The 15,356-nt window shown below is 62.1% G+C and carries 15 protein-coding genes; 4 read left to right on the top strand and 11 right to left on the bottom strand.

Translation table 11 applies throughout. The features are described 5' to 3' along the window. The first annotated feature begins 25 nt into the window (after positions 1-25). Together AC19YX_RS11815 and AC19YX_RS11820 are read left to right on the top strand one after the other, a co-directional pair. Positions 26-850 (top strand): NAD-dependent epimerase/dehydratase family protein, encoded by an 825-nt coding sequence (locus tag AC19YX_RS11815; protein WP_078469318.1) that lies wholly within the window; start codon positions 26-28, stop codon positions 848-850. A gap of 66 nt (positions 851-916) precedes the next feature. Beyond that, positions 917-1,810 carry an SMP-30/gluconolactonase/LRE family protein gene (locus AC19YX_RS11820; protein ID WP_500606304.1) on the top strand — a complete coding sequence of 298 codons (894 nt, stop codon included), beginning with the start codon at positions 917-919 and terminating at the stop codon, positions 1,808-1,810. 33 nt (positions 1,811-1,843) lie between these two features. On the opposite strand, the gene AC19YX_RS11825 is transcribed toward AC19YX_RS11820, so the two are convergent. From AC19YX_RS11825 to AC19YX_RS11840, 4 genes are all read right to left on the bottom strand, one after another. After that, entirely contained in the window at positions 1,844-2,602 is a 759-nt protein-coding gene (locus AC19YX_RS11825) for a FadR/GntR family transcriptional regulator (RefSeq protein ID WP_078469316.1), read from the bottom strand. Positions 2,603-2,766: 164 nt separating this feature from the next. After that, positions 2,767-3,135, bottom strand: coding sequence for a hypothetical protein (locus AC19YX_RS11830; protein WP_500606305.1), 369 nt, complete (start codon positions 3,133-3,135; stop codon positions 2,767-2,769). Positions 3,136-3,155: 20 nt separating this feature from the next. After that, positions 3,156-3,344, bottom strand: a complete 189-nt coding sequence (locus AC19YX_RS11835; protein ID WP_500606306.1) for a DUF6360 family protein — start codon at positions 3,342-3,344, stop codon at positions 3,156-3,158. 2 nt (positions 3,345-3,346) lie between these two features. Next, the gene (locus AC19YX_RS11840; protein WP_201128996.1) at positions 3,347-3,784 is read right to left on the bottom strand and encodes an SMI1/KNR4 family protein; all 438 of its coding nucleotides are present in this window, start codon (positions 3,782-3,784) and stop codon (positions 3,347-3,349) included. 230 nt (positions 3,785-4,014) lie between these two features. Between AC19YX_RS11840 and AC19YX_RS11845 the strand changes: the two genes are divergently transcribed. Then, positions 4,015-4,401, top strand: a complete 387-nt coding sequence (locus AC19YX_RS11845; RefSeq protein ID WP_201128994.1) for a c-type cytochrome — start codon at positions 4,015-4,017, stop codon at positions 4,399-4,401. Positions 4,402-4,479: 78 nt separating this feature from the next. Here AC19YX_RS11845 and AC19YX_RS11850 read toward each other — a convergent pair whose 3' ends face one another. The 3 genes from AC19YX_RS11850 to AC19YX_RS11860 all read right to left on the bottom strand — a co-directional run bounded on the left by AC19YX_RS11850 (position 4,480) and on the right by AC19YX_RS11860 (position 7,215). After that, positions 4,480-5,784 carry an OprD family porin gene (locus tag AC19YX_RS11850; RefSeq protein WP_078469312.1) on the bottom strand — a complete coding sequence of 435 codons (1,305 nt, stop codon included), beginning with the start codon at positions 5,782-5,784 and terminating at the stop codon, positions 4,480-4,482. Between the two features lie 301 nt (positions 5,785-6,085). Then, positions 6,086-6,490 (bottom strand): nuclear transport factor 2 family protein, encoded by a 405-nt coding sequence (locus AC19YX_RS11855; RefSeq protein WP_201128992.1) that lies wholly within the window; start codon positions 6,488-6,490, stop codon positions 6,086-6,088. Positions 6,491-6,519: 29 nt separating this feature from the next. Continuing rightward, complete coding sequence (locus AC19YX_RS11860) at positions 6,520-7,215, bottom strand: DsbA family protein (RefSeq protein ID WP_500606307.1); 696 nt, start codon at positions 7,213-7,215, stop codon at positions 6,520-6,522. A gap of 261 nt (positions 7,216-7,476) precedes the next feature. Between AC19YX_RS11860 and AC19YX_RS11865 the strand changes: the two genes are divergently transcribed. Beyond that, positions 7,477-9,573 (top strand): TonB-dependent receptor, encoded by a 2,097-nt coding sequence (locus AC19YX_RS11865; RefSeq protein WP_500606308.1) that lies wholly within the window; start codon positions 7,477-7,479, stop codon positions 9,571-9,573. 91 nt (positions 9,574-9,664) lie between these two features. Here the strand turns inward: AC19YX_RS11865 and AC19YX_RS11870 are convergent, their stop codons facing one another. From AC19YX_RS11870 to AC19YX_RS11885, 4 genes are all read right to left on the bottom strand, one after another. Beyond that, a complete protein-coding gene (locus AC19YX_RS11870; protein ID WP_020299843.1) occupies positions 9,665-9,865 on the bottom strand; it encodes a hypothetical protein in 201 nt (66 codons plus the stop codon). Between the two features lie 245 nt (positions 9,866-10,110). Further along, positions 10,111-11,217, bottom strand: coding sequence for an agmatine deiminase (gene aguA / locus AC19YX_RS11875; RefSeq protein WP_078469308.1), 1,107 nt, complete (start codon positions 11,215-11,217; stop codon positions 10,111-10,113). 5 nt (positions 11,218-11,222) lie between these two features. Next, positions 11,223-12,101: an N-carbamoylputrescine amidase gene (gene aguB, locus AC19YX_RS11880; RefSeq protein ID WP_500606309.1), complete on the bottom strand. Its 879-nt coding sequence runs from the start codon at positions 12,099-12,101 to the stop codon at positions 11,223-11,225. A gap of 198 nt (positions 12,102-12,299) precedes the next feature. After that, positions 12,300-15,212 carry an aminotransferase gene (locus AC19YX_RS11885; protein ID WP_500606310.1) on the bottom strand — a complete coding sequence of 971 codons (2,913 nt, stop codon included), beginning with the start codon at positions 15,210-15,212 and terminating at the stop codon, positions 12,300-12,302. Between the last annotated feature and the right edge of the window lie 144 nt (positions 15,213-15,356).

Genomic DNA, 15,356 nt, shown 5'->3' on the forward strand with positions numbered 1-15,356 from the left:
CCACAGCTCTATGGAAGACCCGACCATGACCACACAGCCCCCTTCGCGCAAACCCTTCACCCGCATCCTGCTGACGGGCGCCGCCGGTGGCCTGGGCCAGATACTCAGGGAAACCCTGCAGGCCCACGCCGCCGTCGTCCGCTCCTCGGACATCAGCCCCATGGCACCCAGCCGCGGCGCGCATGACGAAGTGATCAACTGCAACCTGGCCGACAAGGCCGGGGTCGAAGCCCTGGTCAAGGACGTGGAGGCCATCGTCCACCTCGGCGGGATTTCCGTTGAGCGGCCCTTCGAAGAAATTCTCGATGCCAACATTCGCGGCACCTTTCATATTTACGAAGCGGCGCGCAAACACGGGATCAAACGCGTGGTGTTCGCCAGCTCGAACCACGTCACCGGCTTCTACCCGCAGGACGCAGAACTCGACGCCCACAGCCTGCGCCGCCCGGACGGTTATTACGCGCTGTCCAAGTCCTATGGCGAAGACCTGGCGACCTTCTACTTTCACCGCTACGGCATCGAAACCGTGAGCCTGCGCATCGGTTCGTCATTCCCCGAACCGCGCAACCTGCGGATGCTGTCCACATGGCTCAGTTACCAGGACCTCGACCACCTGGTGGAACGCGCGCTGCTGGCCAGTGATGTCGGGCATAGCGTGGTCTACGGCGTATCCGCCAACCGCGACCTGTGGTGGAACAACCGCCACGCCGCGCACCTGGAGTTTGCCCCGCAGGACAGCTCGGAAAAATTTCGCCCGCAGATCGAGCAGCAACCCAAGCCTGCGGCCGATGATCCCAACAGCCTGTTCCAGGGCGGCGCGTTTACCGCAGCCGGGCCGTTCGGCGACTGAGACTGCCCCTCTCCCTGCGCGGCGGCGCACGGGCGCCGCCGCCCCCTACCTTCTGGAGCCCACGGTATGAACGCCGAACTCATCGTCGATGCCCGCAATGCCACCGGTGAAAGCCCGGTCTGGCACGTGCAGGAAAATGCCTTGTATTGGGTCGATATCCCTGCGGGCCGCCTGCATCGCTGGCAGGCGGACGGCAAGACCGAATCCTGGCAGGCCGACGAGATGCTCGCCTGCATCGTCCGCAGCCCCCAGGGCCACTGGCTCGGGGCCCAGGAAAGCGGCATCTTCCAACTCACGCCCCAGGCCGACGGCCGCCTGCACGCCGAAAAACGCGCCGGGGTTGAACACGCTCGGGCCAACATGCGTTTCAACGACGGGCGCTGCGACCGCCAGGGGCGTTTCTGGTCCAGCACCATGCAACCCGCTATGGGCACCGACCCGGTGGGGGCGCTGTACCGTTACGACGGGCGAACCCCGGGCCTGATCGAACCACTGAGCGCACAACTGAGCGGCCTGCTGGTGGGCAATGGACTGGCCTTCAGCCCGGACGGCAAGACCCTGTACCTGTCGGACTCGCACCCCACGGTGCAGCAGATCTGGGCCTTCGACTACGACATCGACAGCGGCACCCCCCACAACCGGCGCAGCTTCGTCGACATGAACGCCCACCCCGGCCGGCCGGACGGCGCGGCGGTCGATGCCGAGGGGTGCTACTGGATCTGCGCCATCGATGCCGGCCTGGTGCTGCGCTTCACCCCCGAGGGCAAGCTGGACCGCTCGCTGCCGCTGCCGGTGAAGAAACCGACCATGTGCGCCTTTGGCGGCGCCGGGCTCGACACTTTGTTTGTGACCTCGATTCGCCCCCAGGGCATCGACCTTGGCGACCAGCCGCTGGCCGGTGGCGTGTTCGCCTTGAACCCCGGGGTCAAAGGCTTGCCCGAGCCCCAGGCGCGCAGTTGAACAACCTCGGCTGAAAGGCCTTGGCGGCGGCGCTCAGGAAGTCAGTGCGGCCGCCGCGTCGAAGGCTTCGTACGCCTTGCGCATGCGCTCGCGACTGTTGGACAGGTGCAGGCGCATCGCGGCACGTGCGGCGTCGGCATCACGTCGGGCAATCGCCTGATAGATGTCTTCGTGCTCGCGGCTCAAGCGCTCCAGGTAGGGCTCCTTGGCATCATTCACCAGGCGCTTGGAGTGCAGGCGGGTCCGGGGAATGATGCTGACCCCCATGTGCAACATGATGTCGGTGAAGTAGCGATTGCCCGTAGCCAGGGCGATCTGCTGGTGAAACTGAAAGTCCGCCGCCACCGCGTAATCGACACTGACCGCCGGGGAATTCAGGGCATCGAGGGAGTCGCGCATCAGGCGCAATTGCTCATCGGTACGCCGCACACAGGCCAGGCCTGCCGCCTCCACTTCCAGGCTGATGCGCAACTCGAGCACCGCCAGCACGTCATGCAGGGTGACGATGGTCTCGGGGTCGATACAAAAGCCGCTGGGGCTGGGGATATCGCGGACAAAGGTGCCGATACCGTGGCGGGTTTCCACCAGGCCCGCGGCCTGCAGCCGGGAAATGGCCTCGCGGACCACGGTGCGGCTGACCTTATGCTCGTCCATGACCTGAGACTCGGTGGGCAGCTTCGCCCCGCGCTCGATCTCACCTTCACGAATGCGCCGCGACAGTTCGGTGACCAGTTCCTGGGCCAGGCTGCGGTGCTTTCGGCGGACGGTGGGTTGGACGTTCTGGTGGTCCATTAAGAGCGTGTATCCAGGTTTACGGATGAAGGCTCATGATAGCTCAAGCAGTTGTACGACAACTACCTTTGTACGCAACAAGTGCGGCGATTTGCATACGAACTCAGCGCAATTGCTTTAAACCGAACGCTTCCCGTCACCCGCGCGCCCGCTACCTGGGGGCCTCAGTGACCGATGTACTTGTAGTGCGCCAACCACTGGCCATCGACCTGATGCAGCGCCAGATACACTGCCGTCTCGCTGGGCTGGCCATCGGCGAACAGCACGCAGTCCAGGGCCACGGCCTGGTCGTTCTGTTGATAGAGGTCGATAAACCGCCGTTGCCCTCCGCGCTCGGCGAAGGCCAGGGCAACAGGCGCGAGAGACAAGCGGGCGCCCGGATCGAATGAGTCATCCAAGGCTTGGTAAACCTCTTCCAGGACCGCGTCGCTGATGCAGAAGCCCTGCTGAAGGGTGTCGGTGTCGCGCCGATCAAGGGCGTCGACCAGGGCCTGGGCCGCGGCATAGGCCTGGAGCTGTGTGGGCATGTTCATGGGGAGATCCGTTGGCCTGTTCAAGCGCCCAGGCGACTGGCGAAGTAAAGGAGGATATCGGCAATTTCCAGGGCCTGTGTGGCCGTAAGCTCGACAGGATCGTTGTAGGCGCTGGCCGCCTTGAGATGAATGGACGAGCCTTGCTCAAGCACCACCCGCACCTCGCCGTCTGCGGTTTCAAACACGTCCTGCGGCGACGTGTCGATCATCATCAAGCCCCTCTCACACGGTGCTCGGACAGCTGCATAAACGCCATGAAGCTGTCCGCCACCCGCTGGGTCACGCCGCTTTCGTGGGACCACAGGACCACCACCGGCTCGCCGCCAGCGCCTGCCACGGCGTAGTCGAAACAGTAGTAATCCCCGGTGCCGAACTCGGCAAACGGCAGCAATGCCGAGAAGTCGCTCGCGGTGTCGGCCACGTTGTCCAGCCACACCTGCCAGCCCTCCTGGTACTGCCGAACAATGGAGTCCCAGGTCTTGCGCGGATCCCGCGCATCAAACACCGGAAACACCGTCAGCGCGCCTAGCGAGCGGCCGTTATTGACCAGCAGCCATTGCGTAAAAGACTCGGGCAAACGCCGCCCCAGCTCGCTCTCTGCCGCCTGGATGGCCGCTATCGACGTGCCAATCACCCGTGCCTGAGCCATCGCTGCCTCCTCCTTGAAAAAACCGATAATGCCGACGCTCGACCGAACGCGGCAATCTGCCTGCCAACCACTGTCGCGCGGCAGTTTATGAGCAGTTTCGGATCGGCGCCAATCCCTATCCCTCAAGCCCCACGCGCCGGACCTTTGATCTGCGAACCCCGGCCACTGGTTTTTCATGCTGAAATAGCCGCGCGTTTTTGCCGCAAGCCGTTGCCGATCTGGAGTCCCCCATGAAGAAAACCGCAGCCCTGGCCCTACTGTTCACCCTGGCCCTGCTCGGCAGTCCCGCCCACGCGCAAGGCGATGCCGAGGCCGGCGGCAAGCTGTTCAAGCGGATCTGCGGTGGCTGCCACACTATCGGGCCTTCGGTACGCAGCTCTTTTGGGCCCCAGCTCAACGGCATCATCGGGCGCCCGGCGGGCAGTGCCAGCGACTACCAGTATTCGGAGGCCATGAAGAACTCCGGCGTGGTCTGGACCCGCGACAAACTGGTGGCCTATCTCGAAGACCCCAAGGCCGTGGTGCCCGGCACGCGGATGATCTTCTGGGGGCTGAGCGATGCAGAAAAAATCGACAACCTGCTGGCCTATCTACAAACCTTTGCCGAGCAGCCATAAGGCCGGGAGGCATTCCCCAGGCAAAAAAAAGGCCTCACATCGCTGTGAGGCCTTTTGCGTTACCCGTGTGCGCCAGAATCAGAACACGTTGATCGGGTAGTCGACGAACACACGCAGTTCGTTGCCGCTGTCGTTGTAGCCGCTGGATTTCTGCGCCACGCGCAGGATCGAGCTACGAACCTTCACGCTCAGGTCTTTGGCCGGGCCGCTCTGCACCACGTACTTGACCTGGTTGAAGATTTCACGCTCGGTACCACCAGTGGTGGTCGCGCCAGCGCTGTTGGTCGAAGTGATGTTGTCACCACGCACGTAGGCCAGGTTGTAGCTCAGGCCAGGCACGCCGAACGTACCGAAGTCCAGGCCGTAGCCCAGCTGCCAGCTGCGCTCGTCTTCAGCGTTGAAGTCGGACCAGTAGGAGTTGGCCAGGTAGATAGTGTTACCACCGTCACCGACACGACCTTGCTGCTTCTGGTAGCCGCCATAGGCGTAGCCCAGGTTGCTGTCACCGGTGCTGCGCTGGTGGGCCAGGGTGAACGAGTGAGGACCCACGGCGTAGACAGCGGCCAGGCTCCAGATCTTGTTGTCTTCGCCGCCAGCGTTGGTCTTCTGCGCGTAGGACTTGTCCAGCTCGGTGCGGTAGCCATTGAAGTCCAGGGTTAGGGACTGGGAGGTGGCCAACGGGAACACGTAGTTCAGGTTCACGTATTGCTTCTTCAGCACGTCTTCGACGTCGGAAGCGTACAGCGCGCCCTTGAACTGTTCGGTGAACTGATAGGCACCGCCCAAAACGTTGATCGACTTCAGACCACCGCTGTCACGGCCTTCGGCGCTCTTGCGCGACTCAGCGGTGAAACGACCGGCGTTCAGCACCAGGCCCTTGATCTCTTTGGAAGTGATCAGGGTACCGGTGTAGCTTTCCGGCAGCAGGCGCGAACTGTCGTAGTTCAGGACCGGCAGCTCAGGCATCTGGTCGCCGTACGCCAGGGTGGTGTTGGAAACACGGAACTTGACTGCACCACCGGCCTTGGCCAGGTCGCCAGCCGGCGTCTTGTTGCCGTTTTCGCTTTGCTTGAAGAAGTCGATGCCGGCGCCGCCAGCGTGGCTACCACGGTCCAGACGCAGGCCGTACAGGCCGAAGGCGTCAACGCCCACACCGACCGTGCCCTGGGTGAAACCGGAAGAGAAGGTACCGATAGCCGCTTGGCCCCACTCGCGCTGATCGTGATTACCGTCTTTCTTGTCGCGATTGATATAAGCGTTACGCAGCAGCACTTTCAGGCTGGCGTCTTCAACAAAGCCCTTGGACTCAGCCTGGTCGTTAGCCATGGCTTGAGTAGCGCCCAAAATCCCCAGTGCAATCAGGCAGATCCGTTGTTTCAACATTCTTTTATTTTCCTTATTACGGGTTGATTACGCGCTGTGGAACCCGGTCCGGATGGCGTCTTAGCGCTCTTTTGCGACCCGAAAATAAAAAGGCCCGCCCCACGAGAAAACGTGGCGGGCCTTTATTATTTTAAGAAGTTATGGCTCTTGGCCACAGGCGTTGGGGCGAATCCTATCCGCGCCCAGAACAGTGTGTCAATTTCGAGAATCTTCTGGAAATAGGCAAAAATCTTCTAAGAATTCATTTGCGCAGGGGCCATTGCACTTGAGTGACAGGCCGCGACGGATGTGCGGCCCGTCATCAAGGAGCAGCAGCCCCTTGCATCGCCAACTGCACCGGGTGGCTGTCGACGAACTGCTCGAAGTGGCTGACCTTGCCGTCTTTCAGGGTCCATAAATGGACCACGCGGACGTTTATCGGCAAGCCGGTGGCCTTGTAGACGCCGGTGTAATTGCCGTAGGCAACCACCTGGTCGCCCTGGGCCACATAGTTCTCGACCTTGAAGGCGAACCCCTCCCATTCGGTGGCCAGACGCTTGAAAACGTTCTCGACAATGGCCTCGAAACCCACATAGGTGCCGGCATAGGGAAAACCCGCTGCTTCGGTCCAGCGAGCATCGGGGGCCAGGGCGGCGGCGGTGTTCTTCGCGTTTTCCTGGGAATTGGCACCTTCGTAGGTGCTTTTGATCAGCGCAAGGTTATCCATGGGTGACTCCGCGACAGGGGGAAGAACATTCAAGGGGTGCAACCGTCCAGGCCACAGACCGGGGCGCTGGAAGAGGGTACAGCGGATTCGCCGATCAGCGCTGCCTTGAGCCAGGTGGCGAACGCTTCGGGCTTGCCCAGCCAGGGGCCGATATCCAGCAGCCGCCGCTGGCCACCCAGCTCCAGCACCAGGGTCGGGAACCCTTGGCCACCGACCTGGGCCAGCAACGCACGGCTGTCCTTGATGTGGTCTGGTACCTGCTGCGCGCTGGCCAACTCGAACGCCGCGTCGAAGCTGTCGGCGTCCAGCCCCAGCTCTTGTGCAAGCTCCTGCAGTACATCCTTGTCGGCGATGCGCCGGCCTTCAAGGTAGTGCGCCGTCTGCAATCGCCCGAGCAGCGCCAGGCCTTGCCCGCTCAACGCTTGTGCAGCAAGCACCGCGGCTATGGGCGGCGCCGAATCGAAGACCGCCGAGTGATCGCGCAGCAGGCCTTCAAAATACGCCTCGCCAAACGGCTGCCCGGTGTACTCGGCAATACGCCGGTCGTGGGGCATCACGTAGTCGCGCAACTGTGGCGAGACGGCCTGGCGGTTATGGCCGGTCATCATGCCGCCGCCATGGAGCACCACCGGCACTAGCGCCTGGGCGGCCTGTACCAGAGGCTTGGCGCCGTAGCACCAGCCGCAAAGAGGGTCGTAGATGTAATGAAGGGTCGCGGCAGACATGACGGGCTCCAGCAAAAGATTGAAAAAAACCGATGCCGCAGCCTATGCCCAGGCCCGCCACGGAAAAACCCCGAAATGGCATTCAGTCTGTTTCGCCAATCGGTCGAATGGGTCCTCCCGCCCCGTGTATCCAGCCCCTTACGACAAAGACACAATTTGAAACATAAACCCAAGGGAACTTTTCAGGATTAATTAACGAAAGCAAATAGCAAGCATTACCATTCGCACCCTCGACTCACCCACCCTTCGGATGCGCTTTAAATGCCTGCCCACCCTCGCCTCACGCCCGTTTCCATCGGCCTGTGCGCCCTGCTGACTTCCGGGTTCAGCTACGCCGCCACCACCCTGCCGGTCACCGCCATCAACGCCGAAGCCAATGCCGATGAAGACGATCCCCGGGTCAGGGAAAGCAGCACCGCGACTCGCACTGCCACGCCATTGCGCTACGTGCCCCAGGCCATCGACTCGATCAAGACCGCCAACGTCATGGATTACGGGATCAATGACCTGGGCACGGCGCTGAGCGGCATCCCCAACGTCAGCAACAGCGCCGATACGCGTTTCGACAGCGTGCGCATCCGCGGTTTCGACGCCAGCAACGACTTCTACCTCGACGGTATACGCGACGACAGCCAGTACGTGCGCGACCTGCACAACATCGAGCGCATCGAGGTGCTCAAGGGCCCTGCCGCCGTGCTTTACGGCCGCGGCAGCCAGGGCGGGATCATCAACCGCGTAAGCAAACTGCCGCAGTTCGGCCGTCGCTCCAGTGTCGAGCTCAGGGGCGGCAGCGAGGATTTGCGCAGCCTCTACGCCGACCTCAGCAGCGATCCGTCGGAGAACATCAGCCTGCGCCTGAACATGGGCAACGAGGATAGAAACAGTTTCCGCGATGGCGTCAGCGGCAACCGCCAGCTGTTCGCACCGTCGATGAGCTGGCAACTGACCCCGGACCTGAACTGGCTGGTGCAATACGAATACAGCCGTTATGACCGTACGCCGGACCGCGGGATTCCCGGTATCAACGGGCGCCCGGCCGATGTCAGCCGCGACACCACCTACGGTGACAAGCGCGACTACATCAACGACAAATCCCAATCCCTGCGTTCCAAGCTCAGCTACGAGCTCAGCGACAACTGGCAGCTGCGCAACACCCTGGGGGTGTTCAAGCTCGACAGCGATTTCGACAACACCTACGTCACCACCTATAACCCTGCCAACAGGACCGTGACCCGCCAGCGCTGGCAGCAGGACCTCAATACTCGCAACCTTTACAACAACACCGAGCTGGAAGGCACCTTCGACACCTTCGGTCTCGAGCACCGCTTGCTGACCGGCGTTGAGCTGGGCAATCAGACCCGCGACCCCAAGCTGTACACCGCGGCCACAGTCGGCGCTGGCGGCCAGGCCGTACCGGCACTGGACCCGTTCAACCCGAACCGCGACCTGCGGCACACCGGGAAAATGGTGATGTCCACCCACAACCGGAGCGAAGTCGAAAGCCGCGCCGTCTATGTGCAGGATCAGTTGCGCCTGAATGATCAATGGCAACTGCTCGCCGGCCTGCGTTACGACAACTTCAGCATCGAGACCGACAACCAGGTCACCCACCGCAAGGACGACCGCGACAGCCACAGCACCAGCCCGCGCCTGGGGGTGGTCTGGACGCCTCTGGAGCACCACTCGTTCTATGCCTCGTGGAGCAAGAGCTTTTCTCCGGTGGGCGGCGGCTTGATCGGCATTACCCCCAACGCCAACGGCAACACCAATGACCTGAGCCCCGAGCGCACCCGGCAGAAGGAAGTCGGGGTCAAGAGCGACTGGCTCGACGACCGTTTCAGCACCACCCTCGCGGTCTATGAACTGGAGCTGTACAACCGCCGCAGTCGGAGCGTCGACAATCCGAACATCATCCTGCTCACCGGCCTGCAACGCTCACGTGGCGTGGAGCTGACCGCCAGCGGCAAGATCGTCGGCAACTGGTCGCTGCGTGGCGGCATCGGCTTGCAGGACGCGACCGTGGTCAAGAGCAACAACGGCGACGAAGACAACCGGGTCAACAACGTCGCCAAGCGCAACGGCAGCCTGTTCATCACCTGGAAACCGGAAGCGGGCTGGTACGCCGAAACCGGCCTGACCCTGGTCGGCGATCGCTACGCCGACAACCTCAATACCGTGGTGCTGCCCGGTTATGGCCGTTGGGATGCCCTGGCCGGCTTCCGGCAGAAAGACTGGAACCTGCGGGCCTCGCTGAACAACATCAGCGACCGCACTTACTACTCCACGGCCACCAGTGCCGGGCAGATCCAGTTCGGCGACCCACGCAGCCTGGTGGTCACCGGCACCTACAGCTTCTGACCCCCCACGGAAGACGCTGAAGCCCCGCTATAAAATCCGCGCAAAAAAAAGCGCTGCCATCCCGGCAGCGCTTTTATCAATCCGTTGCTGACTATCCTTCCATTACATCCCACAACGCTTGCAGTTCTGCCTCGCTGAGCAAGCCGGCAGGGTAGCGCTCGGTGATCATCCGGCGCGGATCAGGCTCTCTGATCTGGCGCGTTCCATTGGATTTCAACCACAGGGCCAGAGCCTGAAGCGATTCGTTATTCATTGCCAAGGGATGCGATGCCCGCTCGCTGATCATATTCATTCCAGCGCTCTCTCCTGGTTCGTGAGCGGCTAACTTATCCAAGGTTTATGACAGAACATCGCAGTTCTACCGGTCTCAGAATCACCTCTGAACTGATACAAGAGCTGTGCCAATGTGCCGGCAATGTGGGTTGGCGGATACAAAAAAGCCCGCAGTCCATAAGGGCTGCGGGCTTGCTGCTCAGTACAGGATTAAATTCATCATCCCATCCCGTACTCAGGTGACATGGGCTGTTACAACCCCACTCAACCTTTGTGCGGTGCAGGCTGCTGTTGGGTAAGGCAATGGATATTGCCGCCCCCCAGTAACAGTTCGCGCCCCGGCACCATCACCACTTCATGCTGCGGGAACAGCCCCTGGAGGATCTCCCGGGCCTGGTCATCCAGGGGATCGTCAAAACTTGGGGCAATGATGCCGCCGTTGACGATCAGGAAGTTCACATAAGAGCCGGCCAGGCGCACGGACGGGTTGCGCTCCTGGGTTCCTTCCACGGCATCGACGCCGTCGCACTCTTCCTGGGTCGCATAGAGCGGTCCCGGGATCGGCATTTTATGCACCTTGAAGGTGCGGCCCTTGGCATCGCGGGTGCTTTCCAGCACTTTCATCGCCGCCTGGCAGCGCGGGTAGTTCGGGTCCTCGGGATCATCGGTCCAGGCCAGCAGCACTTCACCCGGGCGCACGTAGCAGCAGAAGTTATCCACATGACCGTCGGTTTCATCGTTGAACAGGCCATCCGGCAGCCAGATGACCTTGTCCACCGCCAGGTGCTCGCCCAGCAGCGCTTCGATCTCATCGCGCTTCAGGTGCGGGTTGCGATTGCGGTTGAGCAGGCATTCTTCGGTGGTGATGACCGTGCCTTCGCCATCGACGTGGATCGAGCCGCCTTCGAGCACAAAACCTTCAGTGCGGTAGCGCTGGCAGCGTTCGATTTCCAGGACCTTGCTCGCGACCTGCTCGTCACGGTTCCACGGCGAATACAGGCCGCCGTCGAAACCGCCCCAGGAGTTGAACCCCCAGTGCACGCCGCGGACTTCGCCGCTGTTGTTGATGACAAAGGTCGGGCCGGTATCACGGACCCAGGCGTCATCGCTGGACATTTCCACCAGGCGGATATTGGGGACGTCGAGGCGCGCCCGGGCGTTTTCATATTGGCCGGCCGATACCGCCACGGTCACCGGTTCAAAACGGGCGATGGCCCGGGCCACCGCCGCATGCGCGGCCTGCGCCGGCTTGCCGCCCAGGCGCCAGTTGTCCGGGCGCTCGGGCCAGATCATCCAGGTCTGGGTCTGCGCTGCCCATTCGGCGGGCATGTAAAAGCCGTCGGCGCGAGGCGTGCTGTGCAAAATGCTCATGGTGCTTAGGACTCCAGGGAACCGTCGAGTGTTTTGATCGCACCATACAGGTTCGGACGACGGTCACGAAACGAACCCCAGGCGCTGCGAATGTGTTCCAGCTGGTCGAGGTCAAAACTCTGAACCAGTACCCCTTCTTCGGTCTGGTTCAGTTCCTGGACCTTCTCGCCGAATTGATTGGCGATAAACGACGAGCCGTAGAAGGTAATGTCGTAGCCGTCCTGCTCTTCGTTGCCGATGCGGTTGCTGGCGACCAGCGGCATCAGGTTGGCACCTGCATGACCTTGCTGCACGCGCTGCCAATGATCGCGGGACGAAATGCTCTGGTCATGGGGCTCGCTGCCGATGGCGGTGGGGTAGAACAGGATTTCCGCCCCTTGCAGCGCCATGCTCCGCGCGCATTCCGGGAACCACTGGTCCCAGCAAATACCGACGCCGATTTTTGCGTAGCGTGTGTTCCATACCTTGAAACCGGTATCGCCCGGGTTGAAGTAATACTTTTCGTGGTAGCCGGGACCATCCGGAATATGGCTTTTCCGATAAATCCCGAGGTTGCTGCCATCGGCGTCGATGATCGCGATGCTGTTGAACCGCGCGCGCCCGGCCAGCTCGAAGAAGCTGATGGGCAACACCACTTGCAGCTCCTTGGCGACCTTCTGGAAATGCTTGATCGCGACGTTTTCTTCAACCGTCGTCGCCAACTGCAGGTAGTCCGGATTCGGCTTCTGGCAGAAGTACGGGGTCTCGAACAGCTCCTGGATCAGGATGATCTGCGCGCCTTGGCCTGCGGCCTCGCGGACCAGCTTTTCAGCGGTCTCGATATTGGCTTCCAGATCCCAGGAACAAGCCATCTGGGTAGCGGCGACGGTAACGATACGACTCATGGAGCATCTCCTGGGCTGGCGGGCGTTGGGCCAATGGTGACAGTGGCCCGTGACAGAAAAGGGCGACGTGCGAACTTGCGGGCGTTTCAGCAACGCCGACTTTATATCCGATAAAAATCGACTTTAAAAGCGATATAAATTCATAAAATTGAAAAATACGCATCTAAAGCCGATAACAATCGATTAAAGTTTATCTATTCACAGCCCCTCGCCCAGCACCTTGGATAGCATGTCGACAAAGAAATCCACGCTTTGGCGAGTGGTGACCATCGGTGGCTTGATCTTGAGAATATTCAGGTAGTCACCGGTGGGCTGCATGAAGATGCCCAACTCCCGCAGGCGTTCACACAGCAGGGTGGTTTCTTCGGTGGCCGGCTCCAGGGTCTCGCGGTCGCGCACCAGCTCCACCCCCAGATAGAAGCCGGAACCATGCACCGCCCCCACCAACGGATGAATATCCATCAGCGCCAGCAAGCGTTGCTTGAAATGGCCGCCGACCACCTGGGCGTTTTCCCAGAGCTGTTCTTGCTCCATCACATCCAACACCGCCATGCCGATCCGGCAGCTCACCGGGCTGCCGCCCGAGGACGAGAAGAAATAGCCCTCAGCCTCCAGCGCTTCGGCAATTTCGCGCCGGGTGATCACCGCCCCCAGTGGCTGGCCGTTGCCCATGCCCTTGGCCATGGTGATGATGTCCGGCACCACGCCCTGCTCTTCAAAGCCCCAGAAGAAGGAGCCCATGCGGCCGTAGCCGACCTGCACCTCATCGGCAATGCACACACCGCCCTGGGCCCGCACCAGGCCATAGACCTGCTGCAGATAACCCGGCGGCAGGGAAATCCCGCCGGCATTGCCGTACACCGGCTCGCAGATAAAACCGGCCAGCTGCCGTTGTTGCGCGGCCAGCTTGGCCAGGTTGTGCTCGACACTGCGCACGTAGTCCGGCGCGCTGTCCTGACCGCGGAACTCGCCACGGTAGGTATTGGGCGCGGTGACCGGGTGCACCCAGTCCGGTCGACTGCTCAGGGCCTTGGGATTGTCGGCGATCGAGGTCGACACCGCGTCCGCCGCCACCGACCACCCGTGATAGGCCTCAAGCACGCTGAGCATGTCGCGCCCGCCGCTGTAGGCCCAAGCCAGGCGAATCGCCAGGTCGTTGGCCTCTGTGCCGCTGTTGACCAGAAATACCCGGTCCATGGAGTCCGGCGCCAGGGCCAGCAGGCGTTCGGAAAACTCCGCCAGCGCAGCGTAGTGAAAGCGCGAATTGGTGTTGAGCAACGACCACTGGCGGCTCGCTTCAGCGGCCATGCGCGGGTGGCCATGGCCCAGCACCGCCACGTTGTTGAGCATGTCGAGGTAGGAACGGCCCTGCATATCGATCAGATGGTTGCGCCAGCCGCGCTCGATACGCGGCGGGTCTACGTAATAGTGTTTTTGCGAGCGGGCAAAGCTGGCATCGCGCCGTGCCAGCAGCAGTTGGGAGTCAAGCTCCGGCTCGGCATCGCAGGCCAGCCCCAGCAGCGCCGCCGGTGACGGGCACAACGCCTGCCAGGCCGCCGCTCGGGCCGGCGTGCAAAACAGCGGCGGGTCAAGCTCCAGGCCACGGCACAACTGTACCTGCAAGCCCTGGGCCACCTCCCCCAGCAACTGCCCCTTGAGCAGCGCCGCACCCGAGTCCAGAGACGGCCTGACGCCCCACAGGTGCACACTCAATTGCCCGCTGTCGAGGCGCAGGCTGCCATCGGCGGCCACCTTGAGTACACCGGCAAAAGGTGCTTCGACCGGGGTGCCGCTGGGCACTTGCAACTGCACATGCAGCGGGCAGGTGTCCGGCTCCACGGCGCTGTCAGGGCGGGTCCGGGATAAGCGGTACTGGCCATAGCGGCTGGCGGCCAGGCCATGGGTAGCGGCCGCCTCTTCCAACAGCCGCTGATCGATGCCGGGCTGTTCCCAGTTGCCGGCTTCAAAATGCGGGCTGAGCACCCCCAGGTCGATCAGGGCGAACTCCCGTCCCACCAGGCTCGGCAGCAGGGGCGCAAAACCCTCACTGGCAATGCTCGGCAGGGACTGGCCAACCGCTGTCAGAATCGCCGCCTCCATCAACTCGAAGGGCACGGCCGTGGCGACCCGGAAAATCTCCCATTCATGGCTCAGGTTGGCGCGGCTGTATGCATTACCCGGGTCGATGCTGACCTGCTGCTCACCACTGAGCACCAACACCGCCGCGCGCGCCACGATCAGCGGCCACAGCGCCCGCAACTCGGCATGCTGCAACGGGTTAACCGCGTGATAGGCCCGAACTGCCGGCAGGATGCGCAACGGATCGCCTTCAGCATGGTGCAGCAGGGCGGCGCAGGTGACAGAAAGGTCGGTGATGCGCCAGGTGCGGATCAGGTCGCCAAAATCGATGACGCCCTGTAATTGCCAGTGCCGTTGCGAATCACGCTGCCAGACCACGTTGTCATCGGTGATGTCCATATGGATCGCCTGCACCGGGAGTTCGTCGAGCAGCGGCTGCAAGCGACGCTCAGCCTGCTCGGCAGCCTCTGCAATCAACCCGCGCTGGTGCGCATCGGCAATCACCGGCAGCAGATGGCTGATCAGGGTGCTGGCGTGGCGCGCGTCCCACTGCAAGGTGCGCTCAAGGCCCGGATGCTGGAAATCGGCCAGGGCCAGGTCCATCTGTCCGCACAACCGGCCAAAGCCAGCCATCAGTTGCGGCCCCAGGTAATCCAGGTGGGTCAGGGAGTGGCCTTCGATGAAATCGAGCAGGCGCACATGTACCGTTTGTCCGGATATTTCCAGCGAAAGCAGGTCGGCACCGCTGTTGGACGGGATCACCCGCGGCACTCGCCACTCGGGATGCTGGCCCAGATGCCGCAGCCCGGCGTGCTGGGCCTGCAACTCCAGAGCGGCGTAATCGCCATGGCAGATTTTCAGGACAAACCGACCCTGATCGGTGTCGACGCGAAAGTTGAGGTCCTGCTGGCTGCCCAGGGACTGCACCGTGCCGCGCAGCCCGTAGTGGGTTTCCAGCAACTCCAGCGCCTGCTGCGCGCTAATCTGCGGACTTGGCAGGCTGGCACGGTGAATCAACGTGGCGAGCAACATACAACGACCCCAGGCAATTATTATCAGGCGCTTATATCGCCACCGCGCCCGACGTTACGCAACCCCCCAGGTGTGACAGTCAGTGAACAAGCCAAGCGCCACTATGGGTTGAGCATTGTCTGAAAGCCTTATCAAGATTGAATT

The organism is Pseudomonas sp. MF09150 (assembly GCF_059862355.1).

Bases quoted from the DNA above. Each gene is read 5' to 3' on its own strand.
- AC19YX_RS11815 (WP_078469318.1), top strand. From the start codon at position 26: ATGACCACACAGCCCCCTTCGCGCAAACCCTTCACCCGCATCCTGCTG.
- AC19YX_RS11850 (WP_078469312.1), bottom strand. From the start codon at position 5,784: ATGTTGAAACAACGGATCTGCCTGATTGCACTGGGGATTTTGGGCGCT.
- AC19YX_RS11885 (WP_500606310.1), bottom strand. From the start codon at position 15,212: ATGTTGCTCGCCACGTTGATTCACCGTGCCAGCCTGCCAAGTCCGCAG.
- aguA (WP_078469308.1), bottom strand. From the start codon at position 11,217: ATGAGCATTTTGCACAGCACGCCTCGCGCCGACGGCTTTTACATGCCC.
- AC19YX_RS11820 (WP_500606304.1), top strand. From the start codon at position 917: ATGAACGCCGAACTCATCGTCGATGCCCGCAATGCCACCGGTGAAAGC.
- AC19YX_RS11830 (WP_500606305.1), bottom strand. From the start codon at position 3,135: ATGAACATGCCCACACAGCTCCAGGCCTATGCCGCGGCCCAGGCCCTG.
- AC19YX_RS11870 (WP_020299843.1), bottom strand. From the start codon at position 9,865: ATGAATATGATCAGCGAGCGGGCATCGCATCCCTTGGCAATGAATAAC.
- aguB (WP_500606309.1), bottom strand. From the start codon at position 12,101: ATGAGTCGTATCGTTACCGTCGCCGCTACCCAGATGGCTTGTTCCTGG.
- AC19YX_RS11865 (WP_500606308.1), top strand. From the start codon at position 7,477: ATGCCTGCCCACCCTCGCCTCACGCCCGTTTCCATCGGCCTGTGCGCC.
- AC19YX_RS11840 (WP_201128996.1), bottom strand. From the start codon at position 3,784: ATGGCTCAGGCACGGGTGATTGGCACGTCGATAGCGGCCATCCAGGCG.
- AC19YX_RS11855 (WP_201128992.1), bottom strand. From the start codon at position 6,490: ATGGATAACCTTGCGCTGATCAAAAGCACCTACGAAGGTGCCAATTCC.
- AC19YX_RS11860 (WP_500606307.1), bottom strand. From the start codon at position 7,215: ATGTCTGCCGCGACCCTTCATTACATCTACGACCCTCTTTGCGGCTGG.
- AC19YX_RS11845 (WP_201128994.1), top strand. From the start codon at position 4,015: ATGAAGAAAACCGCAGCCCTGGCCCTACTGTTCACCCTGGCCCTGCTC.
- AC19YX_RS11835 (WP_500606306.1), bottom strand. From the start codon at position 3,344: ATGATCGACACGTCGCCGCAGGACGTGTTTGAAACCGCAGACGGCGAG.
- AC19YX_RS11825 (WP_078469316.1), bottom strand. From the start codon at position 2,602: ATGGACCACCAGAACGTCCAACCCACCGTCCGCCGAAAGCACCGCAGC.